The following is a 20,434-nucleotide window of genomic DNA, read 5'->3' as shown; positions in this document are numbered from 1 at the left end:
GGGAAAGGAACATGAGGATGGAACAATATAAGGTAACCAGGCCCGCCAATCGACGGCCGGAGCGCAATCCGGACCCTTGCCCGCTCTACCGCAAATGCGGCGGATGCCAGCTGCAAAATCTTTCCTATCCGCAGCAGCTTGTCTGGAAGCAGAACCAAACCGAACGCCTGCTCGGAAAATTTGGAAAGGTCGAGCCGATTCTGGGGATGGAACATCCGTACCATTATCGGAATAAGGTACAGGCAGCGTTTGGGCAGACCCGGGATAAAAAAATCATCTCTGGGGTGTACCAGTCGAGCACCCACCGGATCGTCCCGGTTGACCACTGCATGATCGAGGATGAGACAGCGGACGCGATCATCGTCACGGTGCGGGAACTGATGAAACCCTTCCGGATGCAGCCCTACAATGAGCACACCGGTACGGGGTGGCTGCGCCACCTGCTGGTCAAGCGGGGATTCGCAAGCGGACAGGTGATGGTGGTGTTTGTGGCGGCTAACCCTATCTTTCCGGCAAAAAAACGGTTCATCGAGACGCTGCGCAGCCGGCATCCGGAGATAACCACCATCCTGCTGAACATTAACCCGATGCGCACCAGCATGGTGTTGGGGGAATCCGAACGGGTGCTCTTCGGACCGGGTTTTATTGAAGATACCCTTTGTGGCTGTATCTTCCGAATTTCAGCGAAATCGTTTTACCAGATCAACCCGGTGCAGACCGAGCTGCTTTATGGACAGGCAATCGCATTTGCCGGTCTGACCGGGCGGGAAACGGTGATCGACGCCTATTGCGGGATCGGTACGATCGGGTTGATCGCCAGCCGGAAGGCGGGGCAGGTGATCGGGGTCGAATCCAATCGGGATGCAGTACGGGACGCGATTTCAAACGCCAAACGCAACCAGATCCGCAATACCCGCTTTTTTCACGCGGATGCGGGGACGTTTATGTCCGGAATGGCACAGGCAGGGGAAAAGGCTGACGTGGTGCTAATGGACCCGCCCCGCGCCGGCAGTGATGAAGCGTTTCTTTCTTCGATTGTCTCACTTTCGCCTGAAAAAGTGGTCTATATCTCCTGTAATCCCGAAACCCAGCGGCGTGATCTCGAATTCCTCACCAGGCAGGGCTATCGGGTACGCCGGATTCAGCCGGTTGATATGTTCCCACATACCAACCATGTGGAGACTATTGTGTTGCTACAAAGAGGAAACTCGTAGAAATCCTGCGTTTCCAGCACTTTGCCCGTCATGTGGTGTTTGACGCCGAGGGTGATAAACTCCGCAATAAGCGCATTGAGGACTACATCACCGTTTCGGTCGTCATTGATATGGAGTGTGGGAACACAAAAACCAAATAGTGCAAGGACAAACCAACGCCGCAGATTTTGAAAAAGTCTGCGGCGTTTTTTCATGTCCAGACACCGAAAGGAGCGGAGAACCATGCCAGTATTCCGCGTGGAGAGAAACAAGGGGTACACGGTCATGTCCAACTACCACTTGCGGGACAAGTCCCTGTCCCTGAAAGCTAAGGGCCTGCTGTCGCAGATTTTGTCACTCCCGGAGGATTGGGATTACACCCTGTCCGGCCTGTGCTATATCAACCGGGAGAGCAAGGACGCTATTCGTTCCGCTGTCAACGAATTGGAGCGGGCCGGGTACATCGAGCGTCACCAGACCACGGACGAGGGCGGCAAGTTCAGCAGCAACGAGTACATCATCCACGAACAGTCTGTTTCTTTGCCGCCGTCGTTGGATAAACCGTCGTCGGAAAACCCGACAACGGGAAAACCGACGTCGGAAAATCCAACGCAATTAAATAAAGATAGAGAAACTAAAGACCAATCTATTACCGACCCATCAATTACCCATTCCATTCCCTCCCTTTCACCCCCTCCCGCTGTTGCGGCTTCGCCGCCGGAAAGGAAAAGAACGGAAGCGGCCACGCAGAGCGCCGTTGAGATTTACCGGGAGCTTATCAAGGAGAATATCGAGTACGACCACCTCCTGCGCCACTCTAAGATCGACCGGGAAGAATTGGACGGCATCGTGGAATTGCTGGTGGAAACCGTCTGCACGGCCCGCAAGACAATCCGTGTCGCCGGGGACGACTACCCCGCCGAGCTGGTAAAGGCCAAGCTGCTGAAACTAAACAGCGGCCATATCGAGTTCGTCATGGACTGTATGCGGGAGAACACCACGAAAATCCGCAACATCAAGAAATACCTGCTGGCGGTGCTGTTCAACGCCCCCAGCACCATGGGAAGCTACTACACCGCCCTCGTCGCCCATGATATGGCGGAGGGCAAAATCTGACAAAGGAGGCCCGATTATGAAACAGGGCGCATTGATCTTCGACGAGCGGACAGACCGCTACGACATCCGCTTTGACCTGGCCGACTACTACGGCGGTCTGCACTGTGGACAGCGCTTCGACGTGATGGTGGGCGGCAGGTGGAAGCCCACCCGCATTGAGTACGCTGCCGACTGGTATCTGGTGGGCATCCGGGCCGACGACCTGAACGGCCTGCGGGTGCGTATCTGGTGCGGATTTACCTGCGGCGGCTGGTAGTGCTGCCTTAGTTTTTACCCCTGACTTCTGGCAAAGGAGGTATGACGCTTGCAGGAGGAAGTCACTCAAAAGACCATCGCATTATCCATGAAAACCGGGAAGCTGACGGCCCAAGTGCTGCAAATGGCCCTGAAAAAGTTTTTGGATGCCCAGAAGCACGGCCCCAAGCTCCACCAGGGCCAGCAGAGCCTAAAGCAGTTGAAGCAGCACGGGGCGGCGCTGTCCAACATTGAGATCACGGACACCAATATCGCCGCTTTCAAGCCCTGCGCCAAGAAATACGGCGTGGACTTCACCTTGCGAAAGGACAAGACCACCCAGCCGCCCCACTACATCGTGATCTTCAAGAGCCGGGACGCGGACAATCTGGAACAGGCTTTCAAGGAGTTCACCGCCAAAAAGCTGTCGAGAGAGGCCAAGCCCTCCATCCGCAAGGCGCTGTCCGTCCTGCGGGAAGCGGCTGGCCGGAATGTCCAGCGGGACGGAGCCCGTCTGGCAGCCAAGGAGAAGATCAGGGAAAGGGGGATGGAGCGGTGAAGCCTGACCTGAAAAAGCTGATAATCACCAACCTGCCCTATTTGCTGTTCGTGTGGCTGTTCGGCAAGATGGGCGAGGCGTGGCGGCTGGCGGCGGGGGCGGATGCTTCCCAAAAGTTGCTCCACTTCATGGACAGCCTGGCGGCGGCGTTCGCCAACGGCCTGCCCAGCTTCCACCCCTTTGATCTGTGCATCGGCATCGGGGGCGCTGTGCTGGTGCGGCTGGCGGTGTACCTGAAAGGCAAAAATGCCAAGAAATACCGCCACGGGATAGAATATGGTTCGGCCAGATGGGGCGGGCCAAAAGACATCGCCCCGTATATCGACCCCGTATTTGAAAACAACATCCTGCTCACGCAGACGGAACGGCTGACGATGAACGGCAGGCCCAAAGCCCCCAAGACCGCCCGGAACAAGAACGTGCTGGTGATCGGCGGTTCTGGCAGCGGCAAGACGAGGTTTTTTGTCAAGCCGTCGCTTATGCAAATGCACAGCAGCTATTGCGTCACTGACCCAAAAGGCAGCCTCTTGATCGAGGTAGGACAGCTTTTAAGGCGGGGCGGATATAGGATAAAAGTGCTGAATACCATCAATTTTTCCAAGTCCATGCGGTATAACCCGTTCGCCTATCTGCACAGCGAAAAGGACATTTTGAAGCTGGTAAATACCATCATCGCCAACACCAAGGGCGACGGCGAAAAATCCGCAGAGGATTTTTGGGTGAAGTCCGAACGGCTATTTTACACCGCCCTGATCGGCTACATCTGGTACGAGGCCCCGGAGAACGAAAAGAATTTCACGACGTTGCTTGAAATGATAAATGCCAGCGAAGCAAGGGAGGACGACGCCGAATTTCAAAGCCCTGTGGATGAAATGTTCGCCCGGCTTGCGGAAAAGGAGCCGGAGCATTTCGCCGTCCGGCAATATCAAAAATTTCTGCTTTCCGCTGGCAAAACTCGTTCCTCGATCTTGATTTCCTGCGGGGCGAGGTTAGCGCCCTTTGACATCCGGGAAGTCCGTGAGCTGATGGAAACCGACGAAATGGAGCTGGACACCCTGGGCGACCGCAAAACGGCGCTGTTCCTGATTATGAGCGACACAGACACGACATTCAATTTCATACTGGCGATGCTGCAAAGCCAGCTTATCAATCTGCTGTGCGACCGGGCCGATGATGTGTACGGCGGGAGGCTTCCTGTCCATGTGCGGCTGATACTGGACGAGTTCGCTAACATCGGGCAGATACCCAACTTTGACAAGCTGATCGCCACCATCCGAAGCCGGGAAATCTCGGCTTCTATTATTTTGCAAAGTCAATCGCAGTTAAAATCCATCTACAAGGACGCCGCCGACATCATCAGCGACAACTGCGACTGTACTTTATTTTTGAGTGGGCGGGGGAAGAACGCCAAGGAAATTTCCGATGCGCTGGGCAAAGAAACCATTGACAGCTACAACACGTCGGAGAACCGGGGCAGCCAGACCTCCCACGGACTGAATTATCAAAAATTGGGAAAGGAGTTGATGTCACAGGACGAAATCGCCGTGATGGACGGCGGAAAGTGTATTTTGCAGGTGCGGGGTGTGCGTCCCTTTTTCAGTGAGAAATACGACATCACCCGGCATCCGCAGTACAAATACCTCTCCGACGCCGACAAGAAAAACGCTTTTGACGTGGACGGGTATCTTGCCGCCATGCGCCGCAGGCAGCGGCAGGTGGTGACGCAGGAGGAAGTCTTTGACTTCTACGAAATAGACCTGTCGGACGAAGAAACCGGCGAAGCCAACGCCGCCGAAGAATGAGGCGGCAAATCCAACAACAAAATTTTTGAATTTATTGAGGTAAATCTATGGAATTTTTCAACAGCGCAATCGACGTTTTGCAGACCCTCGTTGTCGCCCTGGGCGGCGGCCTGTGCGTGTGGGGCGGCATCAATCTCCTGGAGGGCTACGGGCAGGACAACCCTGGTTCCAAGAGCCAGGGCGTCAAGCAGCTTGTCGCCGGGGGAGGCGTGGCCCTGATCGGCATTACCCTGGTTCCCCTGCTGTCCGGCTTGCTGGGCTGATGCTCCCCGCCAAATCCCCTCGCGGCCTCCCGCCCCCGGCGGGGGGCCGCGGGAAAGGAGGTGCTTGACCCATGATACTTGACTGGCTGGAAGAATGGTTCAAGGGTGTGCTGATCGACGGCATCACCAGCAACCTCACCGGCCTTTTCGACACGGTGAATACCAAAGTGGGGGAGATCGCCGCCGACGTGGGGGCCACGCCGCAGGGCTGGAACAGCGGCATTTTCAATATGCTCCGCAACCTGTCGGAAACGGTGATCGTCCCCATCGCCGGGGCCATCCTCGCCCTTATCATGTGCTACGAGCTGATACAGCTTATCGCGGAACGGAACAGTATGCACGACATGGACAGTTGGATGCTGTTTCGCTGGGTGTTCAAATCCGCCGCCGCAATCATCCTTGTGTCCAACACCTGGAACATCGTCATGGGCGTGTTTGACATCACCCAAAGCGTCGTCAATCAGAGCGCCGGAGTTATCATCGGCAATACCAGCATCGACATTACTTCCATTGTCACCGACCTGGACACCCGGCTTGCGGATATGGGTATCGGCGGTCTGCTGGGGCTGTGGTTCCAGTCCCTTTTCGTGGGGCTGACGATGAACATTCTTTCCATCTGCATCATGCTTGTGGTCTACGGCAGGATGATTGAAATATATCTTGTGACCTCGCTGGGGCCTATCCCCCTCGCCACTATCGGCAACAGCGAGTGGCGGGGCATGGGGCAGGGCTACTTGAAATCCCTGTTCGCCCTGGGCTTCCAAGCGTTCCTGATAATGGTGGTGACGGGCATCTACGCCGTCCTGGTGCAGAGCATCGCCCTCTCCGCCGACGTTTCCGGGGCGATATGGGGCTGTATGGGCTATACGGTGCTGCTGTGCTTCTGCCTGTTCAAGACCGGGAGCATCGCCAAGGCTGTATTCGCCGCCCACTGACGGAGGGAGGACAGCTTATCGGAAAATACAGCATTATTTACGCTGATCCGCCCTGGCGGTACAAGTGCAAAAACATTCAGGGAGCAGCGGAAAATCACTATCCCACCATGAGCATTGACGAGCTGTGCGCCCTGCCTGTTGGTGAATTGGCGGCAAAGGATAGTCTGCTGTTCCTGTGGACGACGTTTCCCCAACTCCCGGAAGCCCTGCGGCTTATCAAAGCGTGGGGCTTTTATTATAAGACCGTGGCCTTTGTCTGGCTGAAACAGAACCGAAAAAGCCCGACCTGGTTCTACGGCCTGGGCTACTGGACACGTGGAAACGCGGAAATCTGTCTGCTTGCCAAACGGGGCAAGCCTAAAAGATATTCCAATGCTGTCCACCAATTTATCATCAGCCCCATAGAACGGCACAGCAAAAAGCCGGATGTCGCCCGTGACAAGATTGTGGAACTGGCGGGCGACCTGCCCCGGATAGAGCTGTTTGCCAGACAGACGCCCCCCGGCTGGGATGTCTGGGGCAACGAAGTGGACAGCGACATTACGCTGTAAAACGGAAAGGAGGAATTGACCTATGGCCTATGTGTCCGTCCCCAAGGACTTGACCCATGTAAAAAGCAAAATGCTGTTCGGCCTGACGAAACGGCAGATCGTATGCTTCGGCGCGGCGCTCCTGATGGGCTTGCCGCTCTTTTTTATGCTCCGGGGCAGCGTCCCCACCAGCGCCGCCGCCCTGGTGATGATCTTCGCCATGCTCCCCGGCCTGCTGTTTGGGCTGTACGAGAAGCACGGCCAGCCGTTGGAGGTGGTGATCGGGCAGATCGTCCGAAACCGCTTCACCATGCCAAAGGTGCGGCCCTATCAGACCAATAACCTTTACGCCGTGTTGGAGCGGCAGCGTCAAATGGAAACGGAGGTGAAAGCGGTTGTCCAGAAAGCAAAACGGCGGCAGGCCGGTAAAGCTGTCCCGCGCCGAAAAGCGGGAAATTCAGGCCATCATCCGCAGGTATAAGGGCGACGGCAAGCCCCATACCGCCCAAGAGAGCATCCCCTACGAGGTCATGTATCAGGACGGCGTTTGCAGGCTGAACCTGCGTTCCTACTCCAAGTGCGTTGAGTTCTCCGATACCAATTACCAGCTTGCCCAGCCGGACGACCGCACGGCCACTTTTGAATACCTCTGCGACCTCTATAACTATGTGGACGCCTCCATCCACGTCCAGTTCTCCTTTGTCAACCGCAGAACAGACCCGGCGCAGTACGCCCGTAGTTTCGAGATAGCCCCGCAGGGGGACGACTTCGACGACATCCGGGCCGAGTACACCGGCATCTTACAGCGGCAGTTGACACGGGGCAACAACGGCATCGTCAAGACCAAGTACCTGACGTTCACCATCGAGGCGGACAACCTGAAAGCGGCGCGGGCGAGGCTGGAACGCATCGAAACCGACCTGCTGGGCTACTTCAAAATGATGGGAGCCGCCGCCCGTGTGCTGGACGGGGCCGAACGGCTGGAAGTGCTGCACGGCGTTTTCCACCCGGACGGCGAATTGTTCCGCTTCGACTGGAAATGGCTTCCCACGGCGGGGCTGTCCACCAAGGACTTCATCGCTCCGTCCTCTCTCCGCTTCGGGAACAGCCGGGTATTCGGCATCAGCGGCAAGTACGGCGCTGTGAGCTTCCTGCAAATCCTGGCCCCGGAGTTGTCCGATGAAATGCTGGCGGATTTCCTCAACACGGAAAACGGCATCGTCGTCAACCTCCATGTGCAGGCCATTGAGCAGACCGAGGCCATCAAACGGGTAAAGCGGAAGATCACCGACCTGGACGCCATGAAGATACAGGAGCAGAAAAAGGCGGTGCGCTCCGGCTACGACATGGACATCCTGCCCTCCGACCTTGCCACCTACGGCACAGACGCCAAGCAGCTTTTGTCCAAATTGCAGACCCGAAACGAACGTCTTTTCATGGTGACGTTCCTTGTTCTGAATATGGCCGACACCCAGCGGAAGTTGAGCAATGAGGTATTCCGGGCCGCTGGCGTGGCGCAGAAGTATAACTGCGCCCTGGTGCGGCTGGACGATCAGCAGGAGCAGGGCCTTATGGCCTCCCTCCCCCTGGGGCAGAACCATATCAACATCCAGCGGGGCCTTACCACGTCCAGCGCCGCCATCTTCGTTCCGTTCGTCACGCAGGAGCTTTTTCAGGGTGGCGGGGCCATGTACTACGGCGTCAATGCCAAGACCCACAACATGATTATGCTGGACAGAAAACTTGCACGTTGCCCCAACGGTCTAAAGCTGGGTACGCCCGGCAGCGGCAAGTCCATGTCCTGCAAGTCCGAGATCGTCAGCGTGTTCCTCACCACGCCGGACGATATTTTTGTCTGCGACCCGGAGGCGGAGTATTTTCCCCTTGTCCAGCGGCTTCACGGGCAGGTGATCAAGCTGTCCCCCACCAGCAGGGACTATGTAAATCCGCTGGACATCAACCTGAATTACAGCGAGGACGAAAACCCGCTGGCGCTGAAAAGCGACTTCGTGCTGTCGTTCTGTGAGCTGGTGATGGGCGGCAAGAACGGTTTGGAGCCTATCGAAAAGACGGTGATCGACCGGGCCGTGCAGGTGATCTACCGGCCCTACCTGGCAGACCCCTCCCCGGAGAAAATGCCCGTCCTCTCCGACCTCCACGCCGCCCTGACCGCCCAGCACATCCCGGAGGCCGACCGTGTGGCGCAGGCCCTTGACCTCTATGTGTCCGGCAGCCTGAATGTGTTTAATCACAGGACGAATGTGGACATTGAGAACCGGCTTGTGTGCTTCGACATCAAGGATTTGGGCAAGCAGTTGAAGAAATTGGGGATGCTCATTGTCCAAGATCAGATTTGGGGCCGCGTCACCGCCAACCGCAGTATGGGCAAGGCCACCTGGTACTTTGCCGACGAGTTCCATTTGCTTCTGAAAGAGGAACAGACGGCGGCATACAGCGCCGAGATTTGGAAGCGTTTTCGCAAATGGGGCGGTATTCCCACCGGGGCCACGCAGAACGTGAAAGACCTGCTTTCCTCTCCGGAGATCGAAAATATCCTGGAAAACAGCGACTTCATTACTCTGCTCAATCAGGCCAGCGGCGACCGCAAGATTTTGGCCGAACGGCTGAACCTGTCCCCCGACCACCAGAAGTACATCGACAACTCCGAGCCGGGGGCCGGGCTTCTGATTTTTGAGAACGTCATTCTGCCCTTTACCAACCCCATCCCCAGCAATACCGAGCTGTATAAGATTATGACGACCCGGCTTTCCGAGGTCGTGGAGGGCGGCGCATGAGCAGGAAGCACCTGAAACCCCGTGACAAGGTGACACAGCGCATGACCCGTGACGGCGTGGTGCTGGAAAATCAGACCACCGGCGAGGAAATCAATATCTCCGACCGGGAGGCGGAACAGGACTTCACCCCCGCCGGGGCCACCGGCAGGGCCGAAAAGGTGATGGAACGGACTGACCAAGCGCGGGAGCGGCACAGCAGTAAAAAGGCGGCACGGCAGGCAGGCCAGACGGTTGATGCTGGCCCCCGCCCGTCCGCCCGCCTGCAATTCTCCGTGGAAGAACGCTCCACGCCGGAGATGAAGAAGTATATCCACAAGTCTGACCAGCGGGCCGACCGTCTGGACGCGGCACGGGCCGCTATTCCAAAAGAAACCGTCAAAATCAAGGAAAAAGTCTTTGACGAGGCCAGCGGCAGGGCGAAAACCCGTGTACGCCGGGAAACGAGTGACAAGCCGCCGACCGCTATGAAGCCCAACCCGGCCAGCCGCCCCGTTCAGGAAGTTTTACTGTTCACTCACGGCAAAATCCATGAGGTGGAGCATGAGAATGTGGGCGTGGAGGGCGGACACAAGGGGGAGGAATTGGCCGAGCGGCAGGCAGGCCGGGCCGTCCGGGGCGCTGTCCGCCGCCACCGGCTGAAACCCTATCGGGAGTTGTCCAAGGCCGAACGGCTGGCGGAAAAGGCCAACATTGAGTATTTCTATCAAAAGGCCCTCCATGATGACCCCCAGCTTGCACAAGCGGCCAGCAACCCCATTTCCCGGTTCTGGCAGAAGCGGCAGATCAAGCAGCAGTATGTCAAGGCTACGAGGGCGGCGGGCCAGACGGGGGCCGGGGCCGCGCAGGGAGCGGCGAAAGCGGCCAAGACTTCCGGCAAGGCCGCAAAGGAAGCGGTCAAGGAGAGCGAACGGCTGGCCTCGTTTGCCGTCCGGCACTGGAAAGGCTGTCTTGTGGCCCTGGCCCTGCTGATTATGACGGCGTTCCTGATGGGCGGCTTACAGTCCTGTTCCTCCATCGTGGGCGGGTTTGGTTCCGGCTTCACGGCTACCTCCTACCTCTCCGACGACGCCGACCTGATCGCCGTGGAAAACGCCTATGTGGGCATGGAGAACGACTTACAGCGGCAGATCGACAACATCCCCAGCACCTACTCCGGCTATGACGAATACCGCTACGATCTGGACGCGATCATCCACAACCCCCATGAATTGGCCGCTTTCCTGACCTCCATCCTCCCACGTTACACGCTGGCGGAGGTTCAGGCAGAGTTACAGCGGGTATTCAGCAAGCAGTACACCCTTACCACCACGACGACGGTTGAAGTCCGCTACCGCACGGAAACTCGGACGGACAGCGAGGGTAACAGCTACACCGTCCAAGTCCCCTATAACTATTACATCCTGAATGTGAAGCTGACCGCCCGCTCTATCGCGTCCATCGCCCCAGAGCTGCTGACCCCGGAGCAGTTGGAAATGTTCAATATCTATCTGGAAACGAGCGGCAACAATCCCCTTGTGTTTGGCGGCGGTTCCTACGACATCAGCGCGTCCGAGGACATCAGCGGCGTTCATTTTGTGGACGGCGCACGGCCCGGAAATACCGCTGTGGTGGACATCGCAAAATTACAGGTGGGGAATGTGAACGGCCAGCCCTATTGGAGCTGGTACGGCTTTGACAGCCGTGTGGAGTGGTGCGCCTGCTTCGTGTCTTGGTGCTATAACCAAATGGGCCTGACCGAGCCAAAATTTGCTGGCTGCACGTCCGGGGGCATGGCATGGTTCCAGTCACGGGGCCAGTGGGCCAACCGGGGGTACAGAGACATCGCCCCCGGCGACGCAATTTTCTTCGATTGGGACAACAGCGGCAACGCCGACCATGTGGGTATCGTGATCGGCACAGACGGCACGAACGTCTATACCGTGGAGGGCAACAGCGGAAACGCCTGTAAAATCAAGAGTTATCCCCTGAACAGCAGAGTTATCCGAGGTTACGGATTGATGAATTGGGATTAAAAAATCGGAAAGGAGTTTTGACTATGGCGAACAAACTTGACCGCATCGAAAAGGACATCCAGAAAGTGAAGTCCAAGATCGCGGAGTACAACAAGCAGCTTCGGGAACTGGAGGGACAGAAAACCGAGCAGGAGAATTTGCAGATCATCCAGCTTGTCCGGGGCATGAACATGACGAGGGAGGAATTTGCGGCGTTCCTGCGGGGCGGGGCCTTGCAGACCGCCCCCACCCTGACGCCCTATCACGAAAAGGAGGACATCGGCCATGAGGAATAAGATCATTACCCGTTTTCTCTCTGTCATTCTGGCTGTGGGCCTGTCCGCTACCATGTTCACTACGACGGCCTTTGCCGGGGGCGGCGACGAGGAAGGGGAGGTCATACCCACCGAGCCGACCGGGGAAGTGGCGTCCACGCCTGCCCCCAAGCCCCTGACCCCGGAGGGCAATATATCCCTGGTGGACGACATCGACGGCGAGGCATCCGAGGATAAGCAGTTTATCACCGTCGTTTCCAAGACCGGCAATTATTTTTACATCATCATCGACCGGGCCGGGGACGGCGAGAACACGGTGCATTTTCTCAATCAGGTGGACGAGGCCGATTTGCTGGCGCTGATGGAGGTGGAGGAAGCACCGCCCGCCGTCTGTACCTGTTCTGTGAAGTGCGAGGCCGGGGCCGTCAATACCGCCTGCCCTGTCTGCGCCAACAGCATGACCGCCTGCGCCGGGAAAGCGCCGGAACCGCAGGAGCCGGAAGAACCCGACCCCCCGGCCAAGGAGAACAAGGGTGGCATGGGCGGTCTGCTTGTGCTGCTGATCGTGGCCCTGGCTGGCGGCGGGGCGCTGTACTACTTCAAGTTCCGCAAGCCCAAAGCGGATGTGTCTGGTAGTTCCGACCTGTCCGAATACAACTTTGACGACGAGGACGAGCCGGAGGATGAAGAAATGGAGGACGAGGAATGTTAAAAGATAACTGCTATGCGCGATATGCAAAATAAAAGGCAATTACCTCATTTCGGTAATTGCCTTTGAAATGCCGGTTATCAACGCAGGCCGTTATCTTACTACGAAAATTCAAAAAGTCAACAAAAAAATGAGGTTTTTTTATATGTTCTACGAAACATCTAAAAACCTCACATAAAATTGCACCAGCCATTGTGACAAACAACGGGGCAATAATATTCTCAATATTCCATTGTAACGAAAACATATTGTCCCACATCCTTTTCAAATCTTATTTATACTTAATATATCAAAAGCAATTCATATTGTCAAGTGTTTACTTTAGGAGGCTCTTATGAAATTAGTAATCGCAGAAAAACCCAGCGTGGCCCGGAGCATCGCCGCCGTGATCGGGGCGACCGACCGGCAGGAGGGCTACTTGCAGGGTAACGGCTACCTGGTGTCCTGGTGCATCGGGCATCTGGTGTCCTTTGCGGACGCCGCTCTGTACGACGAGCGTTTCAAGAAGTGGCGCTATGAGGATTTGCCCATCATCCCGGAAAGCTGGCGGCTGACCGTCCCCCCGGACAAGCGGGAGCGGTTTGACACCCTGCGGACGCTGCTTCGCTCCGAGGAAGTGAGCGAGGTTATCAACGCCTGCGACGCCGGGCGGGAGGGCGAATTGATCTTCCGCACGGTCTACCACCTGGCGGGCTGTACTAAGCCCATGAAACGGCTGTGGATTTCCAGCATGGAGGACAGTGCCATCCGGGAGGGCTTCGCCAACCTGAAACCGGGCAGGGACTATGACCCCCTGCATCAGTCGGCGCTGTGCCGGGCCAAGGCGGACTGGCTGATCGGCATTAACGCCACCCGGCTTTTCTCTGTGCTGTACCACAAGACCCTGACCGTGGGCCGCGTCCAGACACCCACCTTGAAAATGCTGGTGGACAGGGACGCCAAGATCACCGGCTTCCAGAAAGAGAAGTATCACATCGTCCATATCGCCGGGGGCGGCATGGAGGCGGCAAGCGACCGCTTCCCCGACCCCGCCGAGGCGGAGAGCGTCAAGACGGCCTGTGCAGGAGCGCAGGCCGTTTGCGCTTCCGTGGTGCGGGAGAAGAAAGCCGAACAGCCGCCCAAGCTGTACGACCTCACCACCTTGCAGCGGGAGGCCAACCGGCTTTTCGGCTTCACGGCGAAACAGACCCTTGACTATGCCCAAACGCTCTATGAAAAGCGTCTGCTGACGTACCCCCGGACGGATAGCCGCTTTCTCTCCGACGACATGGAGCAGACGGCTACGGGCATCGTGGCCGGTATTGTCCCCATGCTGGTGTTTATGGAGGGTGCGGCGTTCTCCCCGGAGATCCGCCGCGTCCTGAACAGCGCCAAGGTGAGCGACCACCACGCCATTATCCCCACGGCGGAGTTCGTGAAACAGGGCTTTTCCGGGCTGGCGGACAGCGAAAGGAAGCTGCTGTCCTTGGTGTGCTGCAAGCTGCTGTGCGCCGTGGCCCCGGCCCATGAGTATGAGGCCGTCACCGCCGTTTTCACCTGCGCCGGGCAGGAGTTCACCGCCAAGGGCAAGACCGTCCTGGCCGCTGGCTGGAAAGACATCGACCGCCGTTTCCGGGCCTCCCTGAAAACCGACGCCGACGAGGACGGCGAGGCCGTGGCGGAATTGCCGGAGCTGGCCGAGGGGCAGGTTTTTGAGGATGTGGCCGCTTCCGTCACCGAGCATTTCACGTCGCCCCCCAAGCCCTACACGGAAGATACCCTGCTGTCGGCTATGGAGCGGGCCGGGGCCGAGGATATGCCTGACGACGCCGAGCGCAAGGGGCTGGGTACGCCCGCCACCCGCGCTTCCATTCTGGAAAAGCTGGTGCAGATGGGCTTTGTCCAGCGCAAGGGCAAGCAGCTTCTTCCCACCAAGGACGGCATCAATCTGGCGGCGGTTCTGCCGGAGGCCCTGACCTCCCCGGCCCTTACCGCCGAATGGGAAACCCGCCTGTCCGAGATTGCCAAGGGGGAGGCCGACCCGGACGAGTTCATGGCCGGTATCGAGGCGCAGGCCCGCGACCTGGTGACGGCCTATTCTTGTATCAGCGAGGACAAGCAGAAATTGTTTCAGACCGAGCGTGTCGCCATTGGGACGTGTCCCCGGTGCGGCGAAACCGTCTACGAGGGCAAGAAAAATTACTACTGCGGCAACCGGGCCTGTCAGTTTGTCATGTGGAAGAATGACCGCTTCTTTGAGGAACGGAAAAAGGCGTTCACCCCGAAAATCGCCGCCGCCCTGCTCAAACATGGAAAGGTGAAGATCAAGGGCCTGTTCTCCCCCAAGACCGGCAAGACCTACGACGGCACGGTGCTTCTGGCCGACACCGGCGGCAAGTACGTCAATTTCCGCATGGAGTGGAAAAAGCAATAACATTTTCAGATGCAAGGCCCCGTCCGATTGGATGGGGCCTTGCACTGTAATCAGAAAGGAGCGACCGAGTGAGCGAAGTATTTTCCATACAGTTGAGCAATCACACCACCCAGCCGGACGGCAAAACCGGCGTCTGGCTGGACTTGCCCGCCACGGCGGAGCAGGTGCGGGCGGCGATGGGGCAGATCGGCGTCACGCAGGATAATCCGTGGGACTATTTCATCAGCGGCTTTTCCACCCCAGAGGGCCGACACCTGGCTATCCCCTATGACCTGGCGCTGGCCTCCGGCGTGAACGAGCTGAATTTCCTTGCCGCCCGGCTGGAAAAGCTGGACGCCTACGAGATCGGCGCACTGAACGCCGCCTTGCAGCAGAAAGACACCGAATTGCGGACGATCAGCCGCATCATCGACTATCCCGACAATCTGGATTATTTCGTCAATCTCCCCGACATCCATACCGTGGCGGCGCTGGGGGACTACTACCTGAACCGTTCCGGGATGGTGGATATGCCGGACGAGTGGAAGTCCGCCATCGACACGGCTGCGCTGGGCAAGCACATCGCCGAGTTGGAACAGGGGGCCTTTACCGAGTACGGCTATATCGTCAAGAGCGGCGACCAGTGGCGGCAAGTCTATGAGGGCCAGATCATCCCGGAGGAATACCGTGTTCTGTCTTTCCCGCCTCCGCAGGTGGAACGGGACGAGGCCAGCCGCCCCCAGCCCCAGCCGGAGCAGACCGCCCCGGCCTCCCAGCCTGTCATTCCCATTGTGCTGACCGGCAGAAACAACGCCGAGCGCATGAAAGAGATCACCGACAGGCTGGAAGCCGGTATTCAGGCCCTTTTTGAGAGCGAACAGTATAAAAACTACCTCACCGCCATGTCCAAGTTCCACAATTACAGCTTCAACAACACCCTCCTGATCGCCATGCAGAAGCCGGATGCCTCCCTGGTGGCGGGCTACAACAAGTGGAAGGACGAGTTCGAGCGCCATGTGAAGCGGGGGGAGCGGGCCATCAAGATTTTGGCCCCGGCCCCCTACAAGGTGCGGCGGCAGGTGGAAAAGCTGGACGCCAACGGCAGGCCCATCCCCGGCCCGGACGGGAAGCCGCTGACCGAGGAACAGGAAGTGACCGTCCCCGCCTTTAAGGTGGTGTCGGTGTTCGACGTGTCCCAGACCGAGGGCCGGGAGATACCCGACATCGCCGTGGACGAGCTGACCGGCAGCGTGGAGCGGTATCAGGACTTCTTCGCCGCCCTGGAGCGGACTTCCCCCGTCCCCATCGCCTTTGAGGACATCGAGAGCGGGGCGCACGGCTACTACCACTTGGAGGAAAAGCGCATCGCCATCGACGAGGGCATGAGCGAATTGCAGACCTTGAAAACCGCTATCCATGAGATCGCCCACGCCACCCTCCACGCCATTGACAAGGACGCCACGCCGGAGGAATTGGCCGACCGCCCCGACCGCCGCACCCGTGAGGTGCAGGCCTTATACTCAGCATTCCAAAATGTTAATCATTTTAAAGAATGCTGAGAAATAAGGCACTTTACTACTAAAAGATGAGCATTATTCGTTAGCGCAATCCACAAATCCTTGCCATTTCATCTTCACTGCCCTCCCACATTGCCGCTTCATCAGGTATGGGTGTTGGAACAGATTCCATTGCTCCCCGAAGCTGTTCAACAGACTGCTTTGCATAGTAGTTTTTGGTTGTATCAGTCCTGGCATGTCCTAACACTGTAGAGACAAGTTCAATGGCGATCCCATCCTGGTAAAGATTTGTGGCCCTGGTCCGCCGGAACATGTGGCAATGGACTGAATCTGGAATGCTGATCCCTGCCTCGCTTACCAGGGCTGCATATTTTTTTATAATCCTCTGGACATTTCCAACGGACATCCTGTCTGCCACACCTTTTATCGTTGTGGAAAATAAGTAGGCTTCTTTAGAAGAATTGCTGTGATATACACGCATATACTCCTTAAGGTGTCCAGCCGCTTTAGCTGTCAATTGTATGGTTCTCTCTTTGTTGCCTTTGCCTGTTATGAAAATATTGGGATATTTTGATTCCATTGCAACATCACATAAGCGGATGTTGAGCAGCTCACTGACTCTTACAGCTGTATCGTAGAGGAGAATCAAAATAGCACGGTCCCGTACACCAAACTTCGTATCCGGCGGTGCGGACAGTATTGCGGCAAGTGCATCCTCGGACAGAACAGGCTTTTCCTTTTTTATGGTTTTGCAGGGTGATATCTGGCTGACTGCCAGAGCAACCGACTGGATGGATATGTCCATATCCGAGGCATAGTTCAGATAGGCGCGGATAGCCGCGACTCTTACATTTACAGTTGATGGCTGGCTGCCATTTGCAAGCAGATACTCTCTAAAGTTATAAATACATTCTTTGGTACAGTCGGAAAACTGAAAGGTGCTTATGGACTTACCTAATTCACCTACAAGATAGTTTTTAAATATTGTAAGGGAATCCCTATAGGATTCTGCTGTAGCCTGACTGCGTCCGGCCTGCTTTACCAAATAGACATTTAGAAAGTTCCATGTCTGGGAAAAGAACAGCTGGCCAGACCGTATCTTTTCTGGTTTATTCTTCATAGGGAACCACCTCCGGAATAACCTTTCCCGACACTGTATCTTTCTCCCGGATAGTATCAAATGCCTTTTCTACAAGATGATAGTAATAATACGTTTCATCAGGGCTTTTATGTCCAAGGTATCTGCTTAAATATGGGAGCATAGTGTTTGTATCAATTCCCTGGTGCATCCACTCATTAAACCTCTCCACTACAAAAGCGTGGCGTAAACAGTGGGGCGTCGGGTGTTTAGCAAGTGTCCCGGCAGCTGGAAGCATAGCCCAATGACGGTTAAAACTTGACTCTACTCCGGAACACGAAACAGGCTTATGCGGGTCTTTTCCTGGAAAAGCCCAGTCAATTCCGGGGAAAAGCTTTTCCTGGCATTCTTTATAGCTTTTAAGTACTGGAAGGCTGTCCTGCGGAAGGTATACAAGACGGTCTTTGCTGCCTTTTGAGCCAAGGATAGTAAGGATCCCTTTTTCCAGGTCTATATGTTCCCACTTTAGCAGCCGCCCTTCTGACAGACGCAGCCCACAGCAAAAATACAGGAGAAAAAGAATCTTGCACTCCCTGTCGAGCCTTAGCTGCTCTGAATTATGGGATGTGCGGATATCCATTTTCCGCAGCAGCTCCTTAACCTCATCTTTTGACGGGATGTAAAGGGCCGGGCGGTAAGCCTTGCAGAAAAAATTAGGGATGTATGCTTCCTGGCCGAGGGAAAGGATATATTCACCCAGCACTTTCACGACCGACATACGGCGGTTGTGATAGGCATCTCCTTCGCAAGGTCTGGCTTCGGACCATTTGGCTGCCATTTCATAAGTAACTGTTGTCAGTTCCGGATAATTCTGTACGCAAAAAGTATCAAAGCGTTTTAACAGCTTTTCTTCGGCATGATAGGCATATCCATCAGCCCGTTTTTGTTGTATAAGCCCTTCGATATGATGTGCCAGGCCGCTCTCAAAAATGTATGTCATGATAAGACACCTCCAAATTCCAGAGGGCAGAGCCTCATTTTATCTTCGTCACGTTCGAGGTATACCTCAGCAGTTTCCTGACGTGCATGCCCAAGGGCATTAGAAATATCATCAAGCCTGTTGCCTGCCCGGAGCATTCTTGTGGCAAATGTCTTCCGTGTCATATGGAAGCCCTGGCCGGCAGACAGTTCAAAACCATATTCGGCAAGTATTCTTTTTAAAGCCCCGCGGCATGCCGTTGTAACTTTAAGCGGGATATATGGCGCCTGATGGCGGATAAATATATATCCGTTACCTGCGGCAGCCGATTCCGGACGCCCATCCATGATGTATTTATACACTGAATTACCTACGTCTGTCGGTACTGGAAGCGTGATTGCTTTTCTTGTTTTCTGCTGGATGAAGGAGACCGTTTTATTTTTCCAGTCGAAATCATTTACCTGGAGCTTTAGGATGTCTGCGCCCCTGATACCCATCCGGAGTCCGAGCATAACCATGGCTGTGTCCCTGAGTTCTATGGGGGTGGAGGCTTTCTCACGGTATTCATATATTTTCTTAACCATATCATCGCTCAGGACATCAACGATGCTGCGATGGGGAGCGCAGCCTGCGGATACCGCAAAAACAAGTGTTGGCAAAACCAGATCCTGGCCGGCCATGTACCGCAGAAGCTGGCGGAGTTTAGACCCATATGCATTTTTACTCTCCGGGGTCGAGTGGACATCCTGGTTATGGAATGCTTTCACCACATCCGGCGTTATGGACATTGGATGATCTATCCCGTTGTCTTCAAGATATTTGAAAAAACGGCATCCGGCAGATCTGCACATGGTAAGTGTATTATTGGCCATCCCATCCCGCTTGCGGCTCTCTATAAAACCATCAAGAATGGTTTTGCTCCATGACGGGAGTTGGTCGGACGCACGCTTTTGGCCTGCAGTTATGTTAGATTCCATTGTGCCCTGGAGATACTTCCCAAACATTCTGATCGTGTGTGAACGGCGGGCCGATATGGAATTGCCGGCTTTGGCCTGATCCGGACAATCCGGAAGCATATCTATCCATAGGGTTACAGTTTCTGGTGAATGTTCCAGACGGTTAAGTTCCAAAAACATAAAATACCAGGTGAAATCATTGCGGTAAACAGCTTTTGATGACTCCATGTATTTCCAATCATTCAGAGCGTCAAGATATTCTTCCGCTTTATGTTCAAGGGGTACACTGGGATGAAATGCGACGCCTGTTTTTGGAAGCCTCATACCCGGCAGTATTTCAGCGTTACCGCCAAAAAGAACCAGCTGATAACACTCCGGCACATCACCCCGGAGGTGAAGGTATTTCATAAGCGCCGTCATGGCGCATACGGCGTTCTGGCATCTGTCGGGAGAGCCACAGGATTTGCAGTAAGTATTCCAGTATTCGATAAGAGTATCTATGGTGACTGCTTCCGGCTCTGTAATTCCAAGGGAAGTCGCAAGCTTGAAAAACTCTTTTGTGGCAACGGAATACGTATGGTAATAGCTGGGATTCTGGTTGGACGCATAGTATTTCTCCAACTCATATGTCAGGCGGAAAAAGGATTCCGACATCCCGCTACGGCAGAAAAAACTGTCTTCTGAGCGGCAGAAAGGACTTTCGATATCTCCAAAGAGCAGGTAATGCTCAAGGCGGAACAGGGCGTTTCTATATTGGGAACACGCCTCGTAGGAAATTTCCAGTTTCTTAATCTCAAGCCAGTCCAGTGCGGCATCCATAGAAAAAGGAATGTCATTATCCATCAGGTACTTGAAAAATGTAGTGTAACAGGTTCTATGCATGTCTATATTTTTACATGCACTGTCAGGCTGCTTCATCATATTGAGAACGGATGAAACAGCATCTAAATAGTTTATTTGCATATCAAATGCGCTCCTTTCCGGATTCCCATCTGAGGGGAAAACCTAAGAATAGCGTATCTGATAATGCTCATCTTTTGTACAAGAAAGTGAGGATTTATGGGAAATAGTTTAAAAGATCAACATTATAAAAACATGGATATAAGGCCT

The 20,434-nt window shown here is 55.4% G+C and carries 17 protein-coding genes and 1 pseudogene; 15 read left to right on the top strand and 3 right to left on the bottom strand.

The window, feature by feature from the left end; translation table 11 throughout:
- The first annotated feature begins 17 nt into the window (after nt 1–17).
- The 15 genes and pseudogenes from rlmD to C814_RS11155 form a co-directional block, all read left to right on the top strand.
- Nucleotides 18–1,214 (top strand): 23S rRNA (uracil(1939)-C(5))-methyltransferase RlmD, encoded by a 1,197-nt coding sequence (rlmD, locus tag C814_RS11230; protein WP_016317954.1) that lies wholly within the window; start codon nt 18–20, stop codon nt 1,212–1,214.
- Nucleotides 1,215–1,436: 222 nt separating this feature from the next.
- Nucleotides 1,437–2,309, top strand: a complete 873-nt coding sequence (locus C814_RS11225) for a DUF6017 domain-containing protein (RefSeq protein WP_016317953.1) — start codon at nt 1,437–1,439, stop codon at nt 2,307–2,309.
- Between the two features lie 16 nt (nt 2,310–2,325).
- Entirely contained in the window at nt 2,326–2,565 is a 240-nt protein-coding gene (locus C814_RS11220; RefSeq protein WP_016317952.1) for a DUF5348 domain-containing protein, read from the top strand.
- 48 nt (nt 2,566–2,613) lie between these two features.
- On the top strand, nt 2,614–3,102 hold the full coding sequence (locus tag C814_RS11215) for a PcfB family protein (RefSeq protein ID WP_016317951.1): 489 nt from the start codon (nt 2,614–2,616) through the stop codon (nt 3,100–3,102).
- Complete coding sequence (locus C814_RS11210) at nt 3,099–4,904, top strand: VirD4-like conjugal transfer protein, CD1115 family (RefSeq protein WP_016317950.1); 1,806 nt, start codon at nt 3,099–3,101, stop codon at nt 4,902–4,904. Before C814_RS11215 ends, C814_RS11210 begins: the two co-directional genes overlap by 4 nt.
- A gap of 47 nt (nt 4,905–4,951) precedes the next feature.
- Nucleotides 4,952–5,167 (top strand): Maff2 family mobile element protein, encoded by a 216-nt coding sequence (locus tag C814_RS11205; RefSeq protein ID WP_016317949.1) that lies wholly within the window; start codon nt 4,952–4,954, stop codon nt 5,165–5,167.
- 71 nt (nt 5,168–5,238) lie between these two features.
- Complete coding sequence (locus C814_RS11200; protein ID WP_016317948.1) at nt 5,239–6,102, top strand: VirB6/TrbL-like conjugal transfer protein, CD1112 family; 864 nt, start codon at nt 5,239–5,241, stop codon at nt 6,100–6,102.
- A gap of 17 nt (nt 6,103–6,119) precedes the next feature.
- Nucleotides 6,120–6,653, top strand: a complete 534-nt coding sequence (locus tag C814_RS11195) for an MT-A70 family methyltransferase (RefSeq protein WP_242829001.1) — start codon at nt 6,120–6,122, stop codon at nt 6,651–6,653.
- A gap of 22 nt (nt 6,654–6,675) precedes the next feature.
- On the top strand, nt 6,676–7,113 hold the full coding sequence (locus C814_RS24090) for a PrgI family protein (protein WP_016317946.1): 438 nt from the start codon (nt 6,676–6,678) through the stop codon (nt 7,111–7,113).
- A complete protein-coding gene (locus tag C814_RS11185) occupies nt 7,028–9,427 on the top strand; it encodes a VirB4-like conjugal transfer ATPase, CD1110 family (RefSeq protein WP_022788337.1) in 2,400 nt (799 codons plus the stop codon). The genes C814_RS24090 and C814_RS11185 overlap by 86 nt, the downstream gene beginning before the upstream one ends.
- Nucleotides 9,428–9,468: 41 nt before the next feature.
- A complete protein-coding gene (locus C814_RS11180) occupies nt 9,469–11,439 on the top strand; it encodes a C40 family peptidase (protein ID WP_031219575.1) in 1,971 nt (656 codons plus the stop codon).
- A 23-nt stretch (nt 11,440–11,462) separates the two neighbouring features.
- A complete protein-coding gene (locus tag C814_RS11175; protein ID WP_016317943.1) occupies nt 11,463–11,714 on the top strand; it encodes a DUF4315 family protein in 252 nt (83 codons plus the stop codon).
- Entirely contained in the window at nt 11,704–12,405 is a 702-nt protein-coding gene (locus C814_RS11170; protein WP_016317942.1) for a DUF4366 domain-containing protein, read from the top strand. The genes C814_RS11175 and C814_RS11170 overlap by 11 nt, the downstream gene beginning before the upstream one ends.
- Nucleotides 12,406–12,736: 331 nt before the next feature.
- Nucleotides 12,737–14,815: a DNA topoisomerase 3 gene (locus tag C814_RS11160; RefSeq protein WP_016317940.1), complete on the top strand. Its 2,079-nt coding sequence runs from the start codon at nt 12,737–12,739 to the stop codon at nt 14,813–14,815.
- 68 nt (nt 14,816–14,883) lie between these two features.
- A pseudogene (locus C814_RS11155) lies at nt 14,884–16,341 on the top strand (antirestriction protein ArdA); the annotation flags it as partial.
- Between the two features lie 52 nt (nt 16,342–16,393).
- Here the strand turns inward: C814_RS11155 and C814_RS11150 are convergent.
- The 3 genes from C814_RS11150 to C814_RS11140 are packed head-to-tail and all read right to left on the bottom strand — an operon-like array spanning nt 16,394 to nt 20,287.
- Nucleotides 16,394–17,431, bottom strand: coding sequence for a tyrosine-type recombinase/integrase (locus C814_RS11150; RefSeq protein WP_016314726.1), 1,038 nt, complete (start codon nt 17,429–17,431; stop codon nt 16,394–16,396).
- Complete coding sequence (locus C814_RS11145) at nt 17,421–18,389, bottom strand: tyrosine-type recombinase/integrase (protein WP_004058800.1); 969 nt, start codon at nt 18,387–18,389, stop codon at nt 17,421–17,423. Before C814_RS11145 ends, C814_RS11150 begins: the two co-directional genes overlap by 11 nt.
- Nucleotides 18,386–20,287, bottom strand: a complete 1,902-nt coding sequence (locus C814_RS11140; protein ID WP_016314727.1) for a tyrosine-type recombinase/integrase — start codon at nt 20,285–20,287, stop codon at nt 18,386–18,388. Before C814_RS11140 ends, C814_RS11145 begins: the two co-directional genes overlap by 4 nt.
- Between the last annotated feature and the right edge of the window lie 147 nt (nt 20,288–20,434).

The sequence above is a fragment of the Anaerotruncus sp. G3(2012) genome, from assembly GCF_000403395.2.
Lineage (GTDB): Bacteria > Bacillota > Clostridia > Oscillospirales > Ruminococcaceae > Anaerotruncus.
This window is presented reverse-complemented; position numbering and strand designations above follow the sequence as displayed.

Coding starts and splice junctions, on each gene's coding strand:
- rlmD (WP_016317954.1), top strand. CDS start 18: ATGGAACAATATAAGGTAACCAGGCCCGCCAATCGACGGCCGGAGCGC.
- C814_RS11225 (WP_016317953.1), top strand. CDS start 1,437: ATGCCAGTATTCCGCGTGGAGAGAAACAAGGGGTACACGGTCATGTCC.
- C814_RS11220 (WP_016317952.1), top strand. CDS start 2,326: ATGAAACAGGGCGCATTGATCTTCGACGAGCGGACAGACCGCTACGAC.
- C814_RS11205 (WP_016317949.1), top strand. CDS start 4,952: ATGGAATTTTTCAACAGCGCAATCGACGTTTTGCAGACCCTCGTTGTC.
- C814_RS11200 (WP_016317948.1), top strand. CDS start 5,239: ATGATACTTGACTGGCTGGAAGAATGGTTCAAGGGTGTGCTGATCGAC.
- C814_RS24090 (WP_016317946.1), top strand. CDS start 6,676: ATGGCCTATGTGTCCGTCCCCAAGGACTTGACCCATGTAAAAAGCAAA.
- C814_RS11180 (WP_031219575.1), top strand. CDS start 9,469: ATGACCCGTGACGGCGTGGTGCTGGAAAATCAGACCACCGGCGAGGAA.
- C814_RS11175 (WP_016317943.1), top strand. CDS start 11,463: ATGGCGAACAAACTTGACCGCATCGAAAAGGACATCCAGAAAGTGAAG.
- C814_RS11170 (WP_016317942.1), top strand. CDS start 11,704: ATGAGGAATAAGATCATTACCCGTTTTCTCTCTGTCATTCTGGCTGTG.
- C814_RS11160 (WP_016317940.1), top strand. CDS start 12,737: ATGAAATTAGTAATCGCAGAAAAACCCAGCGTGGCCCGGAGCATCGCC.
- C814_RS11150 (WP_016314726.1), bottom strand. CDS start 17,431: ATGAAGAATAAACCAGAAAAGATACGGTCTGGCCAGCTGTTCTTTTCC.
- C814_RS11145 (WP_004058800.1), bottom strand. CDS start 18,389: ATGACATACATTTTTGAGAGCGGCCTGGCACATCATATCGAAGGGCTT.
- C814_RS11140 (WP_016314727.1), bottom strand. CDS start 20,287: ATGCAAATAAACTATTTAGATGCTGTTTCATCCGTTCTCAATATGATG.